Source organism: Ruegeria sp. (assembly GCF_965199275.1).
In the GTDB taxonomy this organism is placed as follows: Bacteria; Pseudomonadota; Alphaproteobacteria; order Rhodobacterales; family Rhodobacteraceae; genus Ruegeria.
The window spans coordinates 958,490-981,242 of record NZ_CBDAQX010000021.1; the positions used below are offsets into that span (position 1 = coordinate 958,490).

General features: G+C 57.6%; 20 protein-coding genes and 1 pseudogene. 12 read left to right on the forward strand and 9 right to left on the reverse strand.

Going from position 1 to position 22,753, the window contains the following annotated elements; translation table 11 throughout:
* The first annotated feature begins 156 nt into the window (after positions 1 to 156).
* Positions 157 to 636: a twin-arginine translocation pathway signal gene (locus ACOERD_RS19500; protein ID WP_419740116.1), complete on the forward strand. Its 480-nt coding sequence runs from the start codon at positions 157 to 159 to the stop codon at positions 634 to 636.
* Positions 637 to 644: 8 nt separating this feature from the next.
* On the forward strand, positions 645 to 1,241 hold the full coding sequence (locus ACOERD_RS19505; protein WP_419740173.1) for a ferric reductase-like transmembrane domain-containing protein: 597 nt from the start codon (positions 645 to 647) through the stop codon (positions 1,239 to 1,241).
* Here the strand turns inward: ACOERD_RS19505 and argF are convergent.
* Both argF and ACOERD_RS19515 read right to left on the reverse strand, forming a co-directional pair.
* Positions 1,238 to 2,164 carry an ornithine carbamoyltransferase gene (gene argF / locus ACOERD_RS19510; protein ID WP_419740117.1) on the reverse strand — a complete coding sequence of 309 codons (927 nt, stop codon included), beginning with the start codon at positions 2,162 to 2,164 and terminating at the stop codon, positions 1,238 to 1,240. The genes ACOERD_RS19505 and argF overlap by 4 nt on opposite strands.
* 68 nt (positions 2,165 to 2,232) lie before the next feature.
* On the reverse strand, positions 2,233 to 3,420 hold the full coding sequence (locus ACOERD_RS19515; protein WP_419740118.1) for an aspartate aminotransferase family protein: 1,188 nt from the start codon (positions 3,418 to 3,420) through the stop codon (positions 2,233 to 2,235).
* 302 nt (positions 3,421 to 3,722) lie between these two features.
* Here ACOERD_RS19515 and ACOERD_RS19520 point away from each other — a divergent pair.
* A pseudogene (locus tag ACOERD_RS19520) lies at positions 3,723 to 4,614 on the forward strand (DMT family transporter).
* Here ACOERD_RS19520 and ACOERD_RS19525 read toward each other — a convergent pair.
* A complete protein-coding gene (locus ACOERD_RS19525; RefSeq protein WP_419740119.1) occupies positions 4,596 to 5,399 on the reverse strand; it encodes an ABC transporter permease in 804 nt (267 codons plus the stop codon). The pseudogene ACOERD_RS19520 and the gene ACOERD_RS19525 sit on opposite strands and share 19 nt — an antisense overlap.
* Before the next feature lie 125 nt (positions 5,400 to 5,524).
* Here ACOERD_RS19525 and ACOERD_RS19530 point away from each other — a divergent pair, with 125 nt between their 5' ends.
* A complete protein-coding gene (locus ACOERD_RS19530) occupies positions 5,525 to 6,100 on the forward strand; it encodes a GcrA family cell cycle regulator (RefSeq protein ID WP_170719371.1) in 576 nt (191 codons plus the stop codon).
* A 227-nt stretch (positions 6,101 to 6,327) separates the two neighbouring features.
* Here ACOERD_RS19530 and ACOERD_RS19535 read toward each other — a convergent pair whose 3' ends face one another.
* Positions 6,328 to 7,092, reverse strand: a complete 765-nt coding sequence (locus ACOERD_RS19535; RefSeq protein ID WP_419740120.1) for a hypothetical protein — start codon at positions 7,090 to 7,092, stop codon at positions 6,328 to 6,330.
* A gap of 238 nt (positions 7,093 to 7,330) precedes the next feature.
* Here ACOERD_RS19535 and istA point away from each other — a divergent pair, with 238 nt between their 5' ends.
* The 3 genes from istA to ACOERD_RS19550 all read left to right on the forward strand — a co-directional run bounded on the left by istA (position 7,331) and on the right by ACOERD_RS19550 (position 10,499).
* Positions 7,331 to 8,839, forward strand: coding sequence for an IS21 family transposase (gene istA, locus ACOERD_RS19540; RefSeq protein ID WP_419737605.1), 1,509 nt, complete (start codon positions 7,331 to 7,333; stop codon positions 8,837 to 8,839).
* On the forward strand, positions 8,826 to 9,557 hold the full coding sequence (gene istB, locus ACOERD_RS19545; protein WP_419737606.1) for an IS21-like element helper ATPase IstB: 732 nt from the start codon (positions 8,826 to 8,828) through the stop codon (positions 9,555 to 9,557). Before istA ends, istB begins: the two co-directional genes overlap by 14 nt.
* 195 nt (positions 9,558 to 9,752) lie before the next feature.
* Complete coding sequence (locus ACOERD_RS19550; protein WP_419740121.1) at positions 9,753 to 10,499, forward strand: glutamate synthase-related protein; 747 nt, start codon at positions 9,753 to 9,755, stop codon at positions 10,497 to 10,499.
* A gap of 6 nt (positions 10,500 to 10,505) precedes the next feature.
* On the opposite strand, the gene ACOERD_RS19555 is transcribed toward ACOERD_RS19550, so the two are convergent.
* The gene (locus tag ACOERD_RS19555) at positions 10,506 to 12,248 is read right to left on the reverse strand and encodes an IS1634 family transposase (protein WP_419737624.1); all 1,743 of its coding nucleotides are present in this window, start codon (positions 12,246 to 12,248) and stop codon (positions 10,506 to 10,508) included.
* On the opposite strand from ACOERD_RS19555, the gene ACOERD_RS19560 reads away from it, so the two are divergent.
* Both ACOERD_RS19560 and ACOERD_RS19565 read left to right on the forward strand, forming a co-directional pair.
* Positions 12,241 to 12,456 (forward strand): hypothetical protein, encoded by a 216-nt coding sequence (locus tag ACOERD_RS19560; protein ID WP_419740122.1) that lies wholly within the window; start codon positions 12,241 to 12,243, stop codon positions 12,454 to 12,456. The two genes, ACOERD_RS19555 and ACOERD_RS19560, sit on opposite strands and share 8 nt — an antisense overlap.
* Positions 12,457 to 12,552: 96 nt before the next feature.
* Positions 12,553 to 13,899, forward strand: coding sequence for an FMN-binding glutamate synthase family protein (locus ACOERD_RS19565; RefSeq protein ID WP_419740123.1), 1,347 nt, complete (start codon positions 12,553 to 12,555; stop codon positions 13,897 to 13,899).
* A 3-nt stretch (positions 13,900 to 13,902) separates the two neighbouring features.
* Here ACOERD_RS19565 and ACOERD_RS19570 read toward each other — a convergent pair whose 3' ends face one another.
* From ACOERD_RS19570 to ACOERD_RS19585, 4 genes are read right to left on the reverse strand one after another with little or no spacing between them, the layout of a single operon-like run.
* Positions 13,903 to 14,559 carry an ABC-type transport auxiliary lipoprotein family protein gene (locus ACOERD_RS19570; RefSeq protein WP_170378328.1) on the reverse strand — a complete coding sequence of 219 codons (657 nt, stop codon included), beginning with the start codon at positions 14,557 to 14,559 and terminating at the stop codon, positions 13,903 to 13,905.
* Positions 14,556 to 15,872 (reverse strand): MlaD family protein, encoded by a 1,317-nt coding sequence (locus ACOERD_RS19575; protein ID WP_419740124.1) that lies wholly within the window; start codon positions 15,870 to 15,872, stop codon positions 14,556 to 14,558. The genes ACOERD_RS19570 and ACOERD_RS19575 overlap by 4 nt, the downstream gene beginning before the upstream one ends.
* Before the next feature lie 13 nt (positions 15,873 to 15,885).
* Positions 15,886 to 16,692 (reverse strand): ABC transporter ATP-binding protein, encoded by an 807-nt coding sequence (locus tag ACOERD_RS19580; RefSeq protein WP_419740125.1) that lies wholly within the window; start codon positions 16,690 to 16,692, stop codon positions 15,886 to 15,888.
* Between the two features lies 1 nt (position 16,693).
* The gene (locus ACOERD_RS19585) at positions 16,694 to 17,818 is read right to left on the reverse strand and encodes an ABC transporter permease (protein ID WP_419740126.1); all 1,125 of its coding nucleotides are present in this window, start codon (positions 17,816 to 17,818) and stop codon (positions 16,694 to 16,696) included.
* 223 nt (positions 17,819 to 18,041) lie between these two features.
* Here ACOERD_RS19585 and ACOERD_RS19590 point away from each other — a divergent pair, with 223 nt between their 5' ends.
* From ACOERD_RS19590 to ACOERD_RS19600, 3 genes are all read left to right on the forward strand, one after another.
* Positions 18,042 to 19,937: a PAS-domain containing protein gene (locus ACOERD_RS19590; protein ID WP_419740127.1), complete on the forward strand. Its 1,896-nt coding sequence runs from the start codon at positions 18,042 to 18,044 to the stop codon at positions 19,935 to 19,937.
* Complete coding sequence (locus tag ACOERD_RS19595) at positions 19,937 to 20,638, forward strand: response regulator transcription factor (protein WP_170666619.1); 702 nt, start codon at positions 19,937 to 19,939, stop codon at positions 20,636 to 20,638. Before ACOERD_RS19590 ends, ACOERD_RS19595 begins: the two co-directional genes overlap by 1 nt.
* A gap of 181 nt (positions 20,639 to 20,819) precedes the next feature.
* Entirely contained in the window at positions 20,820 to 22,589 is a 1,770-nt protein-coding gene (locus ACOERD_RS19600) for an ABC transporter ATP-binding protein (protein ID WP_419740128.1), read from the forward strand.
* The last annotated feature ends 164 nt before the right edge of the window (positions 22,590 to 22,753 follow it).

The following is a 22,753-nucleotide window of genomic DNA, read 5'->3' on the forward strand; positions in this document are numbered from 1 at the left end:
GTGGGCCATGCACCCTCACATAGCCGTGAACATTAAATCGTCCACGCTTGGACGGCGCGCGCTCGGTTTTCCAATCAAGCGTGCTATGTTTTGGGATAGGCGAACCCGGCCAGTCAGGTCGGGCTAGAATGTGGGCCACATGACAGGAGAGTTTCCATGACGCGCCTTCAGATAACCCGCCGGTCTCTTCTAGTTGCCGGCATTGGCACCCTCGCGACGGGTTTATCGGGGGGAGCGCATGCCAGCGGGCTCGCTGCGACCCCTTCGATGCGCGGTGGGTCCAACAACTATCGCCCCGGCGCGCCGATCGTCGACAGGATCGGTGGCGGAGGGTTCTGGATGACGGGCACCGTGCGACGCGCCGGAGACGGAGCGCCCCTGCCCGGTCAACGCATCCAGATCTGGGCGCACACCACCGAAGGGCATGAGCGCGATCCTCACAGTCACGGAGCGACCTTGACCGACGCCAATGGCGCGTTTCGGCTGGAGATGCCGCAGATCGTGCCTGCCTTCGGGCAACCGCATGGCCATTTGGCCTATGACAGCGGTGAGTTCCAGACGGTGTTCCTGCGGCCTGTGATGTCCAGCGCGAAAGACAAAACGCTTGCCGCACATTTCGTGCTGCAACCTGCCTGAACCAAGTGATCCGCAACGCTCTGATTTGGCTGGGGGTTGGGGCGGCGTTGCTTGTTCCGTTGATCGCGGCTGCGACGAGCCCTTATCTGGCTTGGCGTGACCCCATCTACATCCTGGCAGGGTTTGCCGGGGTTCTGAGCCTTGGGTTGCTATTGCTGCAACCTCTCTTGGCGGCCAGGATTCTGCCGGGACTTTCCCCGATGACCAGCCGTCGCGTGCATAGGTGGGTTGGGGTTGCGTTGGTCATAGCCATTGTGATCCATGTTGCCGGTCTCTGGATCACCAGCCCTCCGGATGTGGTGGATGCGTTGCTCTTCGTCTCGGCGACCCCGTTTTCTGCGTGGGGAGTGATCGCCATGTGGGCGGCTTTATTCGCGGCTTTTCTGGGTATTTACCGACAACGCTTGGCCTTGCGGTTTCGCGTCTGGCGGCTAACGCATACGACGCTGGCTTCTGTAACGATCGTCGGAAGCGTTGTGCACGCCATGCTGATCGAGGGGACGATGGAGATCATGACCAAAACAGCCCTCTGCGTTTTGGTGCTATTGGCGAGCGGGCGGGCGCTCGCCAAACTACGTGTTTGGGACGTGAGGAGACGGGCTTAAACGCCCAGACACCACCGCATCACTGCCTTTTGCGCATGAAGGCGGTTCTCGGCCTCATCAAAGATCACGGAGTTCGGGCCGTCCATCACCTCGGAGGTCGCCTCTTCCTCGCGGTGGGCGGGCAGGCAATGCATGAACAGCGCGTCCGGTTTGGCATGCGACATCAGCTCGGTGTTAACCTGATAGGGCCGCAGCATGTTGTGGCGACGCTCTTTCGCGGATTGGCTGTCATGCATCGAGACCCAGGTGTCGGCAACCACCAAATCTGCGCCCTCAACGGCCTTGTAAGGATCACGCTCAACAACGATTTGCGAGCCTTTCTGACGGGCAAAACCCATGAATTCTTCCTCGGGGTCGAACTGTGCCGGGCCGGTGAACGTCAGGTCAAAGCCGAACTGCCCTGCCGCGTGTAGGAACGAGGCGCAAACGTTGTTACCGTCGCCAGCCCAGACCACTTTTTTGCCCGCAATCGGGCCGCGGTGTTCTTCGTAGGTCAGGATATCGGCCATGATCTGGCAGGGATGGGTGCGGTCGGTCAGGCCGTTGATCACAGGCACGTCCGAGTATTCGGCCATCTCGGTCAAGACGGTCTCGTCAAAGGTGCGGATCATGATCATATCCACATAGCGTGACAGGACACGGGCTGTGTCGGCGATGGTTTCGCCATGGCCAAGTTGCATGTCCTTGCCGGACAGGACCATGGTCTGACCGCCCATCTGACGTACACCGACATCAAAGGACACGCGCGTCCGGGTCGAGGGTTTTTCGAAGATCAGCGCAACCATATGGTCTTTGAGCGGCTGTTCATCATCCAGCGCGGCTTTTGGCCGTCCAAGGCGGGCCTGTTTCATCGCGCCCGCTTGATCAATCATGTTGCGCAGGTCGGCTGCGCCGGTTTTGTGAATATCAAGGAAATGGTTCATATCGTTTCGCTTTTGGCTATCAACGGTCGGGGGCGCTGCCCCCGAGGTATTTGTGAACAGAAGAAGGATCAGGCAGTGGCGAGGTTGGCTTCGATTTGCGTTGCGGCCTTGTCGAGGCGGATCATCGCCTGGGCGATATCGTCTTCGGTCAGGGTCAGTGGCGGCAGCAGGCGAATGACGTTGTCGGCAGCGGGAACCGTGATGACCTCGTTATCATAGCCCGCGTTGACCACTTCGATATTTGTCGCTTTGCACTTCAGACCCAGCATCAGGCCGGCGCCGCGCACCTCTTCGAAAACCTCAGGGTGATCGGCGACTAGGCCTTCGAGTTTCTGGCGCAGTAAGCCAGCCTTACGGTTGACACCTTCGAGGAAGGCGGGCGTGGCAACTTGGTCGATCACGGCGCAGCCAACGGCGCAGCCCAGCGGGTTCCCCCCGTAGGTCGAGCCATGGGTGCCTGCGGTCATGCCGCTGGCGGCCTCTTCCGTGGCCAGCACCGCGCCCAGAGGGAAGCCTCCGCCGATGCCTTTGGCGACCATCATGATATCCGGCGTGATACCCGCCCATTCATGTGCGAACAGCTTACCAGTGCGGCCCACGCCACACTGGACCTCGTCAAGGATCAACAACAGGCCGTGTTCGTCGCATATCTGACGCAAGGCCTTGAGTTCGGCGTCGGGAACGGGGCGAATGCCGCCCTCGCCTTGCACCGGCTCGATCATGATTGCCGCTGTTTTTTTGGTAATCGCGTTGGTGACGCCATCGAGATCTCCGAACGTGAGATGCACGAAGCCGGGCAGCAAGGGGCCGAAGCCTTTGGTCATCTTCTCGGACCCGGCGGCGGCGATACCAGCCGAAGACCGGCCGTGGAACGAGCCATCGAAGGTGATGATCTCGACCTTCTCCGGCTGGCCTTTGTCATAGAAATACTTGCGGGCCATTTTCACGGCCAGTTCGCATGACTCGGTGCCCGAGTTGGTGAAAAACACCGTGTCGGCAAAGGTATGCTCGACCAGCTTATCGGCCAGCGCCTGCTGCTGCGGAATGTGGTAGAGGTTCGAGACATGCCACAGCGCGTGTGCCTGCTCGGTCAGCGCGTTCACAAGCGCCGGATGCGCGTGACCCAGCGCGTTCACTGCAATACCTGCTCCGAGGTCCAGAAAACGTCGGCCATCCGCCTCGGTCAGCCAGGCGCCTTCGCCCTTCACGAAAGTCAGGGGCGCACGATTATAGGTCGGCAGAACGGACGGGATCATCGGATCATCCTTTTAAGATAGCTTAAGCCCTGTGAGTGATACACCGGGGCCATGGTCGTCAACTGATTTGGTGGAGAATGCGCAGATTTGGTCAGCGCAAATAGATCAAACGGGCCGGTTACGCGGTCAGGCGTCGGCGTCGAAGGCGCAGGATATGTGCGGTTTTGATCATGGCGGCTCGTATAGCGAGGTTCGATCTGTCTGGGAAGACCAATAATTGGAAAGCCCTAAAATTTCACAGTGAGATGAGAAGCCGCCATTTCACGCTTGCTATTTCAACTCCTGTGGCGCACCGCTTGGCCATGACGCCTACACCTCAGAATCCGCCCCTTGCGGCCCTGTTGATCTTTGCCGCCAGCGCCCTGCTGGCAGGGACAACATTGCTGGCCAAAGCGTTGGGGACAGACACGCTTGGCCCTGCGCTGCATCCGATGCAGATCAGCCACGGGCGGTTTCTGTTTGCCTTTGTGGTGATCGTGACCGCCACAGTTGTTCTGCGCCCGGCGCTGAGGCGCCCTCATTGGGGGCTGCATATCGGCCGCACCAGTTTCGGATGGCTGGGGATCACGCTGATGTTTGCATCCGTCGCTTATATCCCGATCGCGGACGCCACGGCGATTTCCTTCCTTAACCCGGTTTTTTGCGATGGTTCTGGCCATCCCGCTGCTGAAAGAAGGTGTCGGCCCTTGGCGTTGGCTGGCCGCAGCGGTGGCTTTAACCGGGGCACTGATTCTCTTGCGCCCGACGCCTGCCAGTTTCCAACCGGCCGCCCTGTTGGCCCTGACGGCGGCCGTGGTGATCGGGATGGAGCTGATTTTCATCAAAAAACTCTCGGGCCGCGAGATTCCGATCCAGATTCTTTTGGTGAACAACGGATTGGGCCTGACCATCGCCTCGGTCGCGGTGATTGCCGTGTGGCAGGCGCCGACCCCTGCACAATGGGCAGCTTTGGCCGGAATCGGGGGGTTGATGGCCTGCGCGCAGGCCTGTTTCGTCAACGGAATGGCCCGCGCCGATGCCTCGTTCGTTGCGCCCATCAGCTATGCCACATTGATCTTCGCGGCGTTCTACGACTTTGCGATCTTTAGCGTGATCCCGGATCGGATCAGTATCATCGGCTCATCCATAATCCTGACAGGCGCGTTGATTCTGGTCTGGCGCGAAACCATTCACCGTCAGGCCTTGAGCCGGTAGCCCGTCCGTAACATCTGCCAGGTCACCGCACCGACGAACAGCGTCGCCCCGGTGCAAACTGCCATTCCCAGCCACGGAGAGCCGTCGGACACTCCGATCATCCCATAGCGCAGACCGTCAATCAGATAGAAAACTGGGTTCAAGTGGCTGAGTTTGTTGAGCACAGGCGGCAGCGCCTCGACCGAGTAGAAGGTACCCGACAGGAAGGCCAAAGGCGTGACGATGAAGTTGGTGATCGCCGCCATCTGGTCGAATTTATTGGCAAAAATCCCCGCAAACAGGCCCAACGCGCCCATAAAAGCGCCGCCCAGAATGACGAAGATCAGAGTGATGAACAGGTTCTGCGGCGCAATCGACAGAAACACCAGAAACGCGAGGGCCACAACACAAGCAATCAAAACGCCGCGCGCGATGCCGCCTGCAAGATAGCCCAGCAGGATCTCCAGAGGAGACAGCGGCGGCATCAGGGTATCCACGATGTTCCCCTGAACTTTCGAAATCACCATTGAGGACGAGGTATTGGCGAAGGCATTCTGGATAACCGTCATCATCATGATGCCAGGTGCCAGAAAGATCAGAAACGGCACACCCATCACGTCAGGCCGGCTTGGGCCGATGGCAATGGTGAAGATCAACAGGAACAATCCAGCCGTCACCAACGGGGCCAGCAAGGTCTGGGTCCACACCGCCATAAAGCGCAGGGTTTCGCGTTTGGCCAGCGTGTAGAGGCCCATCCAATTGACCGCGCCAAACCGGCGCGCGTCCTGATCCATAAGATTTTGCATGAGTGCCTCTTAACTGATTCGAAGACCGCTTGTAACTCGGCCCGCAGTGATTAGAATAGGGCGCTGAGACGAATTCCCAAGGCGGCCCGAATCCGGGGCCGCTTTCCGCTTTTGAAAGGCAACCGATGTCCTGGACTGACGAGCGCGTAGAACTGCTGAAGAAAATGTGGGGCGAGGGCCAGTCGGCCAGCCAGATCGCCAAGGAACTGGGCGGCGTGACCCGCAACGCGGTGATCGGCAAGGTCCACCGTCTGGGCCTGTCCAACCGCGCAACCGGTGCAACGCCCGCCAAGGCCGAGCCCAAGGAAAAACCGGCACCCGCGCCCAAGGCCGAGGCGAAACCAAAGCCCGCACCCAAGACCGAACCCGCGCGTCCCGCCCCTGCCCCGGCAGCGGAGACGAAGCCCGCGGTTCCCGCCCGTCGTCAGATTATCCCGGCGGGTCAACCTCTGCCGCCGCAACCTTCGGCGAATGAGATCAGCCCCGAGGCGCTGGCCAAGGTCAACGAGGTTGAGAAGAAAGCCAAGAAGCTGACGCTGATGGAGCTGACCGAAAAGACCTGCAAATGGCCCGTAGGCGACCCCGCAACCGAGGATTTCTGGTTCTGCGGCCTGCCGGTTGAAGCAGGCAAGCCCTATTGCGAGGCGCATGTGGGCGTGGCCTTCCAACCCATGAGCTCGCGCCGCGACCGCCGTCGGTGATTTGGAACGCCAGAACCATATTTCTATTCTTGGGTCTGGGAAGGGTACGGGGTTTCTCCGAGCCTCTTGTCAGAAGAGTTGCGAAGTCAGAACAACGCTAGGCGTAACGGGCGCTTTCAAAAACACCCTCGCAGCTTTCTGCAAAGGTGTTTTAGATCGGGGCGTCGGATGTGCGGACAAAGCCGACCTCAGAACTTCCAATTCTTTGGGGTGCTCCGACGCCTTATTCACTCTTGGAAGGGAATGCTTGTATAAGCTCCGACTTCGTCATTTCCTGTGCGTTCGTTGAATGCCCTGATCATTTCGTTTGTAGCTTCAGCTGCTCCGAGATCCATGCTCTCGAGATCAAATTCGGAGAACGGGAACTCTGCAGCTGAGTCAGGCGGTTGCTTGGGCATTTGTACTGGTGCCGGGAAAGACTCTTCATTGGGCACTCCTTGACGAGTACGAATACTATCTTTGGTTACATTCCAGGTCATGAAATCAGCCGCCAAGTCCAATGGCCCATCATATGTTTCTCGGATTGCTGAATAGACGGCCAGCGCAATGTCATGATCATTTTGGAAGTGGTAGCAAACCGCCAATCTTGGTTCCGTTTCGGACATAATCTTGCCGAATGCTTGCGCGGAAGTGTGCCCTTGAGAACCAACAAAAATTGCTTCGGAAGGGGCAAACCCATATTTCTCGATCATGAAATCTGGAGGGGTGAAGCATTCATGAATCGCAAGGTCCGCACCTACCGCATGCTCTCTCCACCATCGCGTGGGAAGCGTGTCGGATGAAAAAGCAAACTTCAGACCGTTCCATTCAAGTAGAAAACTAACTGATTGTTCACCATGTATGGCTGGCAGGGTTCTGACCTGAACACCGTTTTCGTCAAAAATGACGTTATTTACGATTTTCCAATCGAATTCGTTAACCTCAAGTTGCAGCCCTCTGGGGTCGACCGCCGCACCGCGAGTCGCTTCTTCCCATGCCCACATTTTCTTCATGTGATCTGCCCAAGACTTTGTTCCCCACTCAGGCTTGATGCCTTCGGGCCCCCAAAGTCGAACAGGCGTTAGACGGTTGTTTACGGGACCGGTGAAGTAAAAGGCTGGAAAATCGCCAGCATTGTAGAAAAGCGTGCAATTTTGACCCCCTAAGCGGGGAAATCGGCGTCCAAATTTGACCCCTCCCTATGGTTGTAGACATCCTTTTCATTGAGCAGTCGATGGAGAGGCAAGCGGGATGATTTGCGTGGAAACTATTAGAAAAGTGCGTCGCTTACACCTGATCGAAAAAAAGAGCATCAAGGAAATTTGCCGTTCGCTCAATTTGAGCCGTGCAACGGTTCGAAAGATAATCCGATCGGGAGTGACGGAGTTCAAATATGAGCGCAAATCGCAGCCATACCCGGTGCTCGGGCCTTGGCGCGCGCGTCTGGATGAAACGCTTGAGGAGAACGAGGCGCTTCCGAAGAAACACCGCAAGCGGATGACCAAAATCTGGAAGGAACTCTCCGATGATGGTTTTGGCGGCGGGTATGACAGTGTTCGACGCTACACAAAGAATTGGCGCATTGCGCACGGCCGACAACAGGCGCAGGCGTTCATCCCGCTGATCTTTGATCCTGGGGAGGCGTACCAGTTCGACTGGAGTGTGGAGACGGTTTTGATGGACGGTGCACTCACGACCGTGAAGGTTGCCCATTTCAAACTTTGCCATAGCCGCATGCCATTCTCCATTGCCTATCCGCGCGAGACGCAGGAGATGGTCTTTGATGCCCACGACGAGGCCTTCAAATTCTTTGGTGGAGGCTGCATCAACGGGATCTACGATAACATGACGACCGCCGTCGATGCGATCCTGTCGGGCAAGGAAAGAAAGTTCAACAAGGCATTCTCCCGGATGTGTTCTCATCATCTGGTGAACCCGATCGCCTGTACGCGCGCGGCCGGTTGGGAGAAGGGTCAGGTTGAGAATCTGGTCAAGGAGAGCCGCGCCTATAGTTTTACACCGCGTCTGGAGGTGGCCGACTTCGATGAATTGAATGCCCGGCTGCAAAAAGACGCGATCAAACGCGCAAAAGAACTGCGGCATCCGGAAAACCTGGAGGTGACGGTCTGGGAGGAGTTCCAGCAGGAAAAGCCGCTGCTGACGCATCTGCAGAAGCCCTTCGTCGGGTTCCGTGAAAAGACGGTCGCCGTGAGCCGAACCTGCCTGATCAACTTCGAAAGAAACAAATACAGCGTTGAGGCAAGAGCTGTTGGACGTCAGGTCCAGTTGCAGGTCTACGCCACGCGGATTGTCCTGCGCCAAGACGGTGAGATTGTCGGAGAGCACGAACGGTGCTTCGGCCGAGGAAAAACGATCTTCAACCCTTGGCACTATGTGCCCGTCCTCAAGCGCAAGCCTGGCGCTCTGCGCAATGGAGCACCGTTCCGTGACTGGGACCTACCACCGGCAATGACGCAGATCTGGACCCATCTGCGGGGCACATCCGACGGAGACCGGCAACTTGCCGATATTCTTTTCGCTGCTTACCAGCACGACATTGATGTGGTCGAGGCTGCCTGCGAAGAAGCTCTAAAATCTGGCCTGCGCAAGGCCGATGCGATCCTGAACATTGTCTCTCGGCGCACCAATCCCCCGCCGCCAAAGGCGATTGAGCCGCCTGCCCACCTGCAGCTGAAAATGGCACCGATCGCGGATTGCGCTCGCTATGACAGGCTTGGAGGCTCCCATGCAACTGCGTAAGGAAATTCTCGAACTTGCCCGTCAACTGAAGTTGCCAGGCATCGTCAACTGCTTTGACGAAGTGATGCAGGCCGCAGCCAAAAACAACTGGCGGCCCCAACAGGTCGTGGCCGAACTCCTCACGGCCGAACTGGCCGAAAAGACTGCGCGCTCGATCCGGTATCAGATGGGTGCCGCAAAGTTCCCGGTCTGCAAGTCCTTACCTGAGTTCGACTTCACGGTCAGCCCCGTCAACGAGGAAGTCGTGCGCAATCTTCATGACGGCGATTTTATGGACCAGGCCAGGAATGGCGTGCTGGTCGGTGGAACCGGATCGGGCAAAACGCATCTCGCAACAGCGATCGGGGGCCACGCGGTCAATAACCGCCGGCGGGTCAGGTTCTTCAGCGCTGTGGATCTCGCGAACAAGCTGGAGGCTGAACATCGCGAAGGCAACGCCGGGCGGCTCAGCGAGCAGCTGATCCGCGTCGACCTCGTGATTATAGACGAACTCGGTTATCTGCCGTTCGCAGAGTCTGGTGGACGATTACTCTTCCATCTCATCAGCAAACTGTACGAGCGAACGTCTATTCTGCTAACAACCAACCTCGCATTTGCTGAATGGCCGAGTGTGTTCACAGATGCCAAAATGACCACTGCTCTCCTGGATCGACTGACACACCATTGCGATATCATCGAAACCGGGAACGAAAGCTGGCGAATTAACCACCGCGACTAACCTCGAAATCGGGGAATAAATTCAAAACAGACAGCAGGTCAAACCTTCAGTCGAGCTACGCTCTCTTTTCGGTTTGACCTGCTGTCCACCCCCTCCTGAATCAACCTAAACACGACCCCCTCAACGCCCCTCTTAGCTCCAAGGGGGGTCAAATTTGGACGCCGATGGGGGGTCATTATTCAATGCCGATTGACAGTGGAAACTAACGAAAGCGGTCGTCCCTACAACCGGATCGTTCGCAGCCTGATTTACTCCCGTGCCAAGGGTCAGGTCGATACGCAGGCCTTTGGCACGCAATACGACATCACGACCGTGGGCTACCACCGTGCCAATCATTCGTTGGCCCCCAAACACGTGGATGAAAGCGAAGAACGTATCATGTTGGGCGGGCCGCAATGTGAAAAACCGTACAGCGCGTCGCGCCTGAATGTCTCGGCTATGAGTTTCGGGGCGCTTAGCGCCAACGCCATTCGGGCTTTGAATGGTGGGGCAAAAGATGGCGGTTTCGCCCATAACACGGGCGAGGGCGGATTGTCTCCGCATCATTTGGCCGAAGGCGGTGACATTATCTGGCAGATTGGCACCGGCTATTTCGGTTGTCGGACCCCCGACGGCGGGTTCGACAAAGGCAAGTTCGCAGAAAAGGCCACTACGGACGTGGTCAAAGCGATTGAGATCAAGCTGTCTCAGGGGGCTAAACCCTCGCATGGCGGGGTACTGCCCGCGGCCAAGGTCGACAAAGAGATTGCTGAGATCCGAGGCGTACCGGAGCATAAGGACGTCATTTCCCCGCCGGTTCATTCGGCCTTTGACGGCCCGACCGAGCTGCTCGAATTCCTGACTTCCGACATTTTTTCGTATAAGTCATTGATATTATTATGCCTTGGTTGCCAAAAGGCACTACACGGACTTTTTTCGCCAGCGATTGTTTCGGAGTGTTGAGGGAGCTCAGGCTTTGGTCTGGCCAGTTTTTCGGGTGCGCCCGGGGGGTATCTTGAAAGGGGCTTCGTTCCAGGTCAGGCCGACGCAGGTGAGGATGCGTCTGGCATCGACCGTGGCATGGCTTGGCATGCCGTAGCGGTCAGGGGTGCCTTTGTGGCGCAGGATCGAGAGCTGCAATGCGTTCAACTCGTTGCGGATACGAGCCGGGCTCATCGGGTGTCCGAGCAGGTCCAGATGCTTGCGCAGGTGCTGCAGGCAGCAGAAGGCCATGTAGCAGATGGCGATATGGGCCCGGACCCGACGCGGCGACCAGTGATAGATGGGCCGGATTTTCAGATCGTGCTTGTTGGTGCGGAAGCAGGCTTCGATCTCCCACAACTGGTGATAGCGGGCAATGACGTCCTGTGCCTCCAGTTCGTCCGCACCATGAACAACAATGGCATGCAGCCCGTCCCATTGTGCCGCTGCCTTGATCTTTGCATCATCCAGCGTGACGTCCCCGCTGTCGGGGAAGGCCAGGAAGCGGCCATATCCCCGGCTGCTGAAGCTGCCGGGTTTGCGAGAGCGCTTGAGCTTCTTGTGCAGCTTTTCGATTGCCTTGTCGCGCTTGTGGGCATCATTGCGTGCCCGGGTGGGTGACCAGGTCACAATGACCCGCGCTCCCTCCTGGTCGATCACCTTGTACCAGCCCTTCTCGGTTGCCTCTTCAGAACCGTGTCCAGCCCAAGGCTGGCGTCCCTCCGGGCTCAAAATGTTCGCCTTCACGGCGGCCGGGGCGGACTTCATGCGATAGCCGAGGATGTAGGGCAGACCCTTGTTCTGCAACATCTGCTGGTTGTCCTTGCTGAGCATGGCGGCATCGGCCACGAACGTGACCCTGGCCACGTCGAAGCGTCCCTCCAACGCCTTCAGCGCAGCTTCCAGCGTATGACCTTCCCAGGTGTTTCCCGGGAAGAGTTCATAGCCCACAGGCAGCCCATCGGAGGTGACGATCAGCGCCAGCATGACCTGAGCGCGGTGATGCTTGCCATCCTTGCTGAAGCCCTTGGCCAGAAGATGATCCTGCTCGACCCCGTCCGCATCCTCGGCCGGGTCCTCGCGCTCGGTGTCAAAGGCCAGGGTCGTGCAATCGTAGAACAGCACGGTCACTGGCCCGCCCAGCAACTTCTCTGCCGCCGCGTGAGAGGTTTTGCAAATCCCGTCTATCACCGGCGTATTGATGTAATCCATGCTCCGATAGACCACGTCCAGATTGAGCGTGATGCCTGCCTGGTTCTCCAACGCCTCCACGGTCGCGCGCTTGCTCTCGGGCTGTGCGATCCGCGCCATAACCAGCTCTTTCACAATGCGATTGGCACTTTTACGCGCCGCCCCCAGAAGGGCCCCCCAACCCAGTTGGTCATACATCGTCCCCATGACATCCCGCAGACCCAGAGAGACCCGCGCCTCCTCACGGCACTCGGCAAGATCAACGCCAAGCTTGTCCGGCCGCGGAGCGCGGCGCACCAGCGCCTGCAGATCGGCATATTCCGTGGGCGTGAACAGTTCCATTTGCGGCGAGCGATCAATGCGTAATTGCTCCATCAAGCGGCCCGCCAGACGCTTGATATCCTCAATCTCGCTGTCGTTATGGGCCACACCCACATGGCGCAGGATCTTCTGGCGTACCTTGGAGCCGGTGCGGACGGATTCAACGATCTGGATCCGTGTGCGGTTGAGCTTTGCGTCATGTTTGGTGCGGATGAACATGGGCGAAGAGGTTAGCCATCTGAAGGCCCATGTCAATACTTTTTATAATAATGGGGCACTACAACGCGCCTCTGAGCAACCACACCTGAAAACAAACCAAAAACCCAGTCAGATCAACAAAAAGGTCGGAAGTCAGGAGACAGCAGGTCAAACCTTCAGTCGAGCTACGCTCTCTTTTCGGTTTGACCTGCTGTCCACCCCCTCCTGAATCAACCTAAACACGACCCCCTCAACGCCCCTCTTAGCTCCAAGGGGGGTCAAATTTGGACGCCGATGGGGGGTCATTATTCAATGCCGATTGACAGTGGAAACTAACGAAAGCGGTCGTCCCTACAACCGGATCGTTCGCAGCCTGATTTACTCCCGTGCCAAGGGTCAGGTCGATACGCAGGCCTTTGGCACGCAATACGACATCACGACCGTGGGCTACCACCGTGCCAATCATTCGTTGGCCCCCAAACACGTGGATGAAAGCGAAGAACGTATCATGTTGGGCGGGCCGCAATGTGAAAAACCGTACAGCGCGTCGCGCCTGAATGTCTCGGCTATGAGTTTCGGGGCGCTTAGCGCCAACGCCATTCGGGCTTTGAATGGTGGGGCAAAAGATGGCGGTTTCGCCCATAACACGGGCGAGGGCGGATTGTCTCCGCATCATTTGGCCGAAGGCGGTGACATTATCTGGCAGATTGGCACCGGCTATTTCGGTTGTCGGACCCCCGACGGCGGGTTCGACAAAGGCAAGTTCGCAGAAAAGGCCACTACGGACGTGGTCAAAGCGATTGAGATCAAGCTGTCTCAGGGGGCTAAACCCTCGCATGGCGGGGTACTGCCCGCGGCCAAGGTCGACAAAGAGATTGCTGAGATCCGAGGCGTACCGGAGCATAAGGACGTCATTTCCCCGCCGGTTCATTCGGCCTTTGACGGCCCGACCGAGCTGCTCGAATTCGTCCAACATCTGCGTGAGATGGCGGGCGGAAAACCGGTCGGCTTCAAGCTTTGCATCGGCAACCCATCCGAATTCATGGCAATCTGCAAAGCGATGTTGGAGACTGGGATCCTGCCCGATTTCATTACCATTGACGGCTCCGAAGGCGGCACAGGGGCTGCTCCGGTCGAGTTCACGAACCGCCTTGGCATGCCGCTGAACGAGGCGTTGATCTTCGTGAACAACTGCCTGAAGGGGGTGGGCCTGCGCGACAAAATCCGCATCATCTGTTCAGGCAAAGTGGCCACGGGCTATGATCTGGTCGAAAAATTTGCTCTGGGGGCCGATATCTGCAACGCCGCGCGTGCCATGATGTTTGCGGTCGGTTGCATTCAGGCGCTGCATTGCAACACCAACCGCTGCCCATCCGGCGTGGCGACCCAAGACCCGGTCCGGGGGCGGGCGGTAAACGTGCCGCAAAAACGTCAGCGGGTTCATCGCTACCACGATGCCACCTTGGAGAGTTTTCGCGAATTGCTCGGCGCGATGGGAAAATCAACGGTAGCCGAGCTTCATCCACGTGACATCCTACGCCGGACCGCCGACGAGCGGGAGCATTCCTACGCGCAAATGCACACGATCCTGGAAGAGGGCGCGCTGCTGTCAGACGCTATACCCGCTGAATTTGCCGACGATTGGAACCGTGCGTCGGCCCAGCATTTCTAGGGTCTATTGCAAAGACGGTCGGGGATTGTTGGCCGCGTGCGAGTGGATTTTACGCACGCTCCACTCCACGGCATCCCGCATGGTTTTGCCGAGCGCGATGTCGAAAGCCTCTACCAGATCAGGAGTTTGATCGCTGGCCGAGACGACATATTCGCGGAATGAGCTTGAGGCGATGATTTTGTCTTCGAACTCGTCGATGATCTTGATGTTCATCCGCACCTCGACCCTTACCGACGTGGAATCCTCAGTTTCCGATACGACAAGACCCTGAAATTCACGCAAGTCCGGTTGAATGACATAGTCCGCGCGCAGACCGACTGTGGATCGACCCACCGCAGCAACCTTGCCCGAGTTCTCAAAGCTCTCAACCATCAGCGCCTGCACGATCAGCGGCGCGCGATCGACCCAGCGCGCTTGCGGCAGGTATTGCACCTGAAGCGCAGTGGGCTGAATGGCGATCTGGTCGGTGTTGACGGCGGCCGTCGCCGTCGGCTCTTGCACGACGATCTGCTTTTGGACCCGGGGCAGCGAAGAAGAAAACGTGCTTTTGGGTGTCAGCAGATACAGGTTGTTGGGTTTTGAGGCCTGTCGCAGCGTACCAAGACCGGCGCAGGCCCCCAGCAACGTCAAAGACAGGGTCAGAAACAGGGTCCTAATCATTGACGGAACTCCGATGCTTGGGTGCCCAGCAGGAACCGTGCCGGGTCGCGTTCTATTCTGTCAGCCAAGCGGTCGAGGGAAATGACCAGCCGCTGCGCCTCTTCGACAAAACGGACGAATTGAGGCAGGCCAACGCGTAGGAAGTTCGACACCTGCCGGCTGTTGTCTTGTACGATCTTGTCGACCGTTCCCAGCAGCTCCTTCGCTGAGTTCGAGGCGCTGAGGACATCGTCCGAGATTTCGTCGATTTTATTGGTGATGTTTGAGACGGTCTCGGTCACCTGATTGGCCGCTTTGCGGATGTCTTCAGCCACAGGAGCCACGTCTTCGTCTATTACCCGGTTGGCCGTATCAAAGGCGCGCTCGGCCGAGGCCAATACGCCTTTGGTCGAGTCCATCGCGGTGGTGATTGACGCCAGCGTGGTGTTGGCATTCGCCACAGTTTCGGTGATCACACCTAGCGAGACACTGGCCTCATTTGACAGCCGCGTCAGGTTCTCGGCCAGTTCCGAGCCGCGCTGAATAAAGGGCTTGATGTCTTCGGCCATGACGCTGTTTGCCGTTGTCAGGGTTGTTTTGGCTTCATCCAACGCGCCTGTCGCCGAGTCCGCTGCTGTTTTGACCGATTGCAGCGTCTCGTTTCCGGTCTGAAGCGTGGTTTCAGCCGCAGCGATCAGCGGGTCGAGACGTTTGGTGAACTCACCGATATCCTTGGCCGCATCGCCGATATTGCCGGAAACAGTTTCAAAATCCGACATGGTCTTGTCCAAACGCCCGGTGGCGGAGGCTAGGTTTTCGAGAATATCCGAGACGGCCTTGCGGTTCTTTTCATCGACGACCGAGTTCAGCTCCTGCAACAAAGTGATCGCTTCATCGAGCACCTTCGGCGCGCCTTCGAACAGAGATTGAATCGTACTGCGTTTGCTTTTGATCACGCTGTTTTGTGGCAGGCGAGCGGCGGTGGTCGATCCTCCTGTCAGTTCGACATAGCCGACGCCGGTAACGCCAAGCGACTGCAATTGGGCGATCGTGTCTTCTGTGACGGGGATATCTGCATCGACCTCAATCCTCACCCGCACTTTCGAGGGGTCGTCATCATCCAGATTTAATGAGATCACCTGACCCACAGGAAGGCCGTTGAAACTGACCCCGCCAGCGGCCGACAGGCCAGAAACGTTGTCGAACAACACGTCATAGTAGGCGTATTGGCGGGTCACCTCGAACTTGGCGAGCCATATGAAAAAGCCAAAAGCCCCTAATAGTGCTGCAAGGGTAAATGCGCCGATTAGAATATAGTTCGCTCGGGTTTCCATCGCCTTACCTGCCTTACCCCTTCTGCTGCGCCGCGCGGGCGCGGGGGCCTGTGAAGTATTCCTGAACCCAAGGATGGTCGACCTTGGTCATCTCTTCTATCGGACCTTCAACCAGTACGCGTTTTTCTGCAAGTACCGCGATGCGGTCGCAAATCGCATACAGACTGTCCAAATCATGGGTGACCATGAAAACCGTCAGGCCCAATGCCTGCTGCAACTCTCGGATCAACTCGTCATAGGCGGCGGCACCGATTGGGTCCAAACCAGCGGTGGGCTCATCTAGAAACACGATCTCGGGGTCCATGGCCAAGGCGCGAGCCAGCGCAGCCCGTTTGCGCATCCCGCCCGAAAGTTCGGATGGAAACTTGCCGCAACTCAGCTGTGGCAGACCCACTAGGCTGATCTTCAATGCGCCCAGAGATTCCATCAGTTTTTCACTCAGGCCAGTATGTTCACGCAGCGGGGCCATGACGTTCTGCAAAACGGTGAGCGAGGAAAACAGCGCACCATCCTGAAACGCCACGCCCCAGTGGCGTTCGATACGGCGGCGGTCTTCCTCGGGGCCATTCAGGACATCTACGCCCAGAACCTCGATGCTGCCTGCCGCTGGCGTGTTCAGCCCCACAATCGTCCGCAGCAGTACCGATTTACCGGTGCCCGAGCCGCCCACGATGCCCAAGACCTCACCCCGCCAGACATCGAGATCCAGATTGTCATGGACAACCTGCGGCCCGAACTGATTGCGAAGCCCGCGCACGCGGATCACCGCCTCGCGTTGCGCGTCTGCCTGAGTGGTCTGAATTTGCACCGTGCCGTCCATGTCAGATCCCAATCTCAGAGAAGAAGATCGAAAACAGGGCGTCGATGGCGATCACCATGAAGATCGACTGCACGACCGAGGCCGTGGTGCGCTGACCCACGCTCTGGGCCGAGCCTTTGACCTGCATGGCCTGCCAGCAGGCGATCACGCCGATGACCAGCGCGAAGAAGGGCGCTTTGATCAACCCAACCGCCAATTGCCAAACATCGGTGCTTTCGTTCAAACGGGTGACGAACATACCGGGGCTGATGCCGAGGTCGATCCAGCTCATCAGTCCGCCGCCGAAAAGCCCCGCCAGATCGGCGACAAAACCGAGGATCGGGAGCATGATCAAAAGGGCCAGGACACGCGGAACAACCAGCACCTCTATCGGATCGAGACCCAGCGTGCGCATGGCGTCTATTTCCTCCTGCACCTTCATCGACCCGATTGAGGCGGTAAAGGCCGACCCCGACCGACCGGCAACGATGATAGCAGTCAGAAGGATCCCAAGCTCACGCAGAACAGAGATCGAGATCAGCTCGACCACGAAAATCTCGGCCCCGAACTGTTTCAGCTGTGTCGCCCCCTGAAAGGCCAGAACAACGCCGATCAGAAACCCCATCAAAGCCACGATGGGCAGGGCCTTAAACCCGGTTTCCTCCATATGTGTAAACAGGGCAGCCCGGCGCAAACGCCAGGGCATGACCAATGTTCGCCCAAGCCGATGCAGCGTTAGACCTAGGAACCCCAGGATCGAGAGCGTGTCCGTCCACGCGCCAACTGTTTTTTGACCCACGCTGGCGACCCAATCCACGGCATTGCGAGGCGGGGCCAGTTTTCCTGGATGGTCTGGGATGTTCTGCGAAACGGTCTCGATCAGTGCGGCATGGGCCGGTTGAACACCTCGGAATTCCAGTTGCGCGCCAGCCGTCGTGAACCGCTTGGCAAGATCCGCAACCAGCCACGCGCCGCTTGTATCCAATGCTTCCACATCCGATAGATCCAGCGTGACATGCCCGCCCGCTGGTTGAACGTTTGCAAAAGGCCCCTCGACCGGAGCAAGCGATTGCGTCAGCATTTCGCCTGCGATACGGATCCGGGTGCCATCGCTTTCGCGTTCGGCGGAAATGGTTGGGCTGCTCATATCTGTATGTGATGCAAAAAAAGCCTGAATCTGCAATGGTTGTATGCCTTTGTCGGCGGATTTACAAATCCAGCATTGCGCCGCTGCGACACGTGCAGCTTGCACGCCACGGTTGTTCGACGCGGACCTGCTTGCCGATTGTGGGACAAAATAACCGGCTGGGCGTTCGCCTCTACACCAAGTCTAAATCTGATGCTACGGATAGGCCGCAGGGAGGGCGATCTTGACCGTTAGCGAAAAGCGCATCAAAGCGATGACGACTGCCGGGCTGAATTTGATCGGTCAGGCACTGTCGATCTACGACAACAAACTGCGTCTGGTTCTCAGCAATCGACGTTTTCAAGAGATGTTCGGCCTTCCCGACGACCTCGTGCAACCCGGCGCGTTGTTTCGTGACACGATCCATTTCCTTGTCACCCGCGGAGAATATGGGCCCGAGGGCGATGTAGATGAAATGGTGCAGCAGCGCGTCGAGCAAGCCATGGCGTTTGAGCCGCACTATATGGAGCGTGTCCGCCCGAACGGGCAGGTTGTGGCTGTTGAGGGATCGCCTCTGCCGCAGGGTGGTTGGGTCGCCGTGTACACCGATATCACAGGCACGAAACGCGCTGAAAACCTGCTGCGCGCCCGATCCGAGGAGCTTTCCGACCAGCTTCTCAGCCATACTGAGGAGCTTTCGGCCACCAACCGTAAGCTTGCCGCCACCATCGCTGCGTTGGAGGAGGCCAAGCGCGAACTGACCGAGATCGAAGCCCGCACGCGCATGACGACCGAGATGATGCCCGCCCATATCGCGCATCTCGATGTCGATGGGCGCTACGATTACTCAAACCGGCGGCTCAGCTCGGTGCTGCCGGGTCGCCCGTCGGACATTCTGGGGCTGCATATCTCTGACGCCCTTGGCCGACACGCCTTTTCACGGGTCGAGCCGCATCTGTCAAAAGCCTATGGCGGAGAAACCTCCGTTTTCGAGTTCACGGAAGAACAGGATTCCCGCCGCATTCGCGTGTCCTTTACCCCGGATGGGGAAGGTGGCGTCTACATCATGTCCGTGGACATCACCGAAGAAACCCAAACCCGCGTTGCGTTGCAACAAACCCGCCGCCGCGAGATGGCCGCGCAGATGACCAGCGGGCTGGCGCATGATTTTTCGAACTTGTTGACCATCATCCTGGGGATGCAGGGGCGGCTGGACAAAATGAACCTGCCCGATGAAGCGCATGAGCTGATTGCGGCGACCCGTCAAACCGCACAGCGCGGCGGGCAGCTTTTGAACCAGATCGCGGATATGACGGGGACCCGGACGCCGCAGCCCAAAGCGACGGATGTGCTGCAATTGCTTGAGGATCTGCGCATTCTCGCCTCACCTTCTCTGCCGCGCGGGGTGGGGCTGTCGGTGGTCAACACTCTGCCGGATCAGGCCCTGATGCTGGATCCGGGCATGGTGCAGGATGCCTTGCTGAATTTGGTCCTGAATGCGCGCGATGCTTGCGGCAACAACGGTCAGATCACCATCAGCGCCCATGCGATTGGCGCGATTTGGATTGAGATTACGGTCTCTGATACCGGGCCGGGGTTTTCGCCCGAAGCGCTGGACAAAGCCCTCAATCCGTTTTTCACCACCAAGGGCAGCGACGGGTCCGGACTTGGTTTGCCGATGGTCTATGACACGGTGAAACTGGCCGGAGGGGATTTGAGCCTGAAGAACACACCCTCGGGCGCGTCGGTGGTATTGCGGCTTCCCTACCGTCCTGCGCCCCCCATGCGCGGCGGATTGGTTCTGCTGGTCGAAGACAATCAGGACTTGCGCCTCCAGTTTCGCGACATGCTGATCGACTTTGGGTTTTCGGTCATCGAGGCTACCTCGGTCGACGAGGCATTAACGCTGGTGAGCGAATTGGATGACATTGTTCTGGTCTTGTCCGATATCCGGTTGGAAGGGGAGGCAACCGGGCTGGACCTGATGGAGCGTCTCAAACCCCGGCTACCATGTATCTTGATGACGTCGCTGCCATCGACTGATCCTGTGCTGAAACGCGCGATCGGTCGGGTGCCCGTCTTGCACAAACCGTTCACCCCCAAACAACTTTCGGCGTTGATCCGAACCGAGGCTGCTTGATGACCCAACCGTTGGTGACCATTCTCGATGATGAGCCCGAGATCCGCCATATTCTGACAGAGACCCTGCAAGACGCAGGTTTTCGAACCCAGAGCTTTTCAAGGGCCCGAGAATTCGAGGCCGCGTTGAACCGCGTGACGCCCGATGTCTGCCTGGTCGATCTGTCCCTGCCAGATACGGATGGTTTGGCGTTGGTGCATCGGCTAGCGCTGGAACAGGGCGCCGCCGTCATCATCATTTCTGGACGTGCGCAGGTACAAGATCGGGTCACCGGGCTAGAGCTTGGCGCCGACGACTATATCACCAAACCCTTCGACCCTGCCGAGGTCGTTGCCCGAGTGCGGGCGCGTTTGCGGGCGCCGAAGGGGCAGGTGGCGCATTCGGAGACGGCCAGTTTCAACGGTTGGGTCGCGCATTTTGACCGCTATATTCTTGAGGACCAAAACGGTGCAGAAACCGCGTTTAGCCATGCAGAAGGTGAAGTGCTGCGTCTGTTTCTCGAAAGTCCCAAACGTCTGATTAGCCGCGCCCAGATGCAGGAAACGCTGGGCGGCGCGGCTGGTGAGAGCTTTGATCGTGCAATGGATGTGCGTATTTCCCGCCTCAGAACCAAGTTGGGTGAAGATCCCAAAAACCCGCGATTGATCAAAACGATCTATGGCGCAGGCTATATTTTCCTGGGCGATGTGGTCTGGCACTGAAGGTCCCGGTGCGCGCATTTGACCCTGCTTCAAGGATATCTGCACGGGTGGGCTGGAAAGTCGGGCTTGTCCTGATTAACTAAAGCGACCTCGACGACCGAGGGGCAGAGGTATAAGACACCGCTGTTTAACCGTGCGGTTGCCCGATAAGGGCGGCTACAACGACGATCTGGAGTGTGAAATGATCGGCAAGGCCTGGGCAAAATGGCGATCGGGCTATATCGGAAGGCTTGTCGTGGAAAGCCTGCGCAAGCAAGGATGGATGTACGGCATCGCGATGGGTGCGATGGTAATCGTTGCTGCCACGACCGCTGGTACGGCTTGGATGATGGAGAACATCGTTGATGCCATGACCACCCCGGAAATGAGGTCTCAGGCACATTGGATCGCGCTTCTTGTTGTCGGGTTGTTCGGCGCTAAGGCGTTCGCTTCCTATATTCAGTCGATTTTTTTGGCGCGCGCGGGGAACCGAATTATCGCAGTCCAGCAGGAGCGGTTATACAATCGGCTTCTACAGCGCGGCATTGGGTATTTTGCCGAGATTGAATCCTCGAACCTGTTGATGAGGGTCACCGCAGGGGCGGGTGCCGCCCGGAACCTGGTAAACATCATCGTGACCAGCTTCGTACGCGACGCGCTGACGCTTGTTGGTCTGGTTATTGTCATGATTTATCAGCAACCGCTGCTTTCCGTGCTGTTTTTCGTCGTTGGTCCGGTTGCTTTGATCAGCGTGCGCTACCTTTTGAAGAACGTACGGCGAATTATGCAGGCCGAGTTGAAATACCTTTCCGAGATCATCCAGGTCCTTCAGGAAACGTCGAACGGGATCAAAGTTATCAAGGTCTTCAGCCTTGAAAACCGCATGACCGATCGGATGAACACTGCGATCAAACGCGTCGAGAAACGTTCGAACGACATCGCCTCTTTGCAGGCCATCGCCAGCCCGCTGATGGAATTTCTGGCCGGTCTTGCTGTTGCAGGCATTCTGGTTGTCAGCACTTTGGGGATCGGAGGGTCTGAGCCTCCGACGGCGGGTCAGCTGATGTCGTTTATCACGGCCCTGCTGATGGCCTATGAACCCGCCAAACGCTTGTCGAAAATGAGGGTTTCGATCGAGACCTGCATGGTACCGATTGGTCTGATGTTCGAGCTTCTGGATGAACAGGATTCTATGCAGGAGCATTCAGAACCTAAAGAGATGGTTAAAGGTCCGGGCGAAATTCGCTTGCGTGATGTGACCTTCGGGTATCAGGGGGCAATACCCGTTATCAAGGATATGGATGTCACTTTCGAAGCAGGAAAAACCACGGCCCTTGTAGGCCAATCCGGCGGAGGAAAGTCCACGATTTTCGGCCTGATCATGCGATTTTATGATCCTAATCAGGGCTATGTTGAGATTGACGGCCAGGATTTGACCGAGGTCAGCTTTGCATCGCTTCGCCGAAAAATATCCTATGTTGGGCAGGACACGTTCCTCTTCTCAACCACCGTCATGGACAATTTGCGCTATGTAGCGCCCGACGCAACGGATGAAGAAATTGTCGCAGCTGCGCGAGCAGCGCATGCCCATGACTTCATCTCTCAGTTGTCAGAGGGCTATGACACTCAGGTTGGGGAAAACGGAGCTTTTCTTTCCGGAGGTCAGAAACAGCGGATCGCAATTGCCCGTGCAATTTTGCGCAAAGCGGAAATCCTTCTGCTGGATGAAGCTACAAGTGCGCTCGACGCAGAATCCGAAACTCTGGTCAAAGAGGCCTTGGACAAGTTGACGGAAGGGGTCACGACAATTGTAATCGCCCATCGGCTATCGACCGTTCTGGAAGCGGACAACATCATGGTCGTTCAGGATGGTCAAATCGTCGAGCAAGGGACCTTGAATGTGTTGTTGGAAGAAAACGGCGCGTTCCGCCGGCTGTTTGACCAGCAATTCAAGAAGCCTAACACGTTATAACAACAGGTTTTCACGTGACGTTAATGAGTTGAGTGTGGAGCTGTGACCAAGCCTGCGCTATTCCCGCAGCGCTTGGTCCTTAATCTTCACGACCGGTTGGATCAAATAGTCCAGAACGGTTTTACGCCCAGCCAGAATATCGACCTCGGCAATCATGCCGGGAA